Origin of the sequence: Deinococcus alpinitundrae (genome assembly GCF_009982895.1) — a bacterium.
Lineage (GTDB): Bacteria > Deinococcota > Deinococci > Deinococcales > Deinococcaceae > Deinococcus > Deinococcus alpinitundrae.
The window spans coordinates 1-481 of record NZ_WXZL01000112.1 but is presented as its reverse complement, the minus strand read 5'-3'; the positions used below and the strand labels follow the sequence as shown (position 1 = coordinate 481).

The following is a 481-nucleotide window of genomic DNA, read 5'->3' as shown; positions in this document are numbered from 1 at the left end:
TAATCAATTAATTGGAATACACGGTCCATTGAAGCAAAACTTTGCGTTAAAGTTTTAAATGATGCGACAAAACGACGTAAAGTCCCGAACAATAACTCCAAGTATCCAACAAATGCTGCAAGTGTACCTACTGTGATTGATCCAGAAATAGCAAGATATGCACCAACACCGATGACAATAATTGGTCCAATATCTGTAACTGTATTAATTGCGGCAAAGGAATAGGCATTCCATCTTGTATGTTTCAACGCACGTGTTAGGAAATTAGTATTCTTTTTATCAAAGTTTTTCGCTTCATTGTCTTCAATCGCAAAACTTTTAACGACTGAAATACCTTGAACACGTTCATGCAAGAATCCTTGAACCTCAGCTAATGCTTGAGATCTTTCACGTGTCAATTTTCTTAATCTTCCAAAGAAAACGTACACCGTTAAAATGTAAAATGGGAAGATAAACAGTGCTGCTAAAGTCAATTTCACAT

The 481-nt window shown here is 35.8% G+C and carries 1 pseudogene; it reads right to left on the bottom strand.

Going from position 1 to position 481, the window contains the following annotated elements:
* A pseudogene (locus GUI70_RS25355) lies at positions 1-481 on the bottom strand (SAV1866 family putative multidrug efflux ABC transporter); the annotation flags it as partial.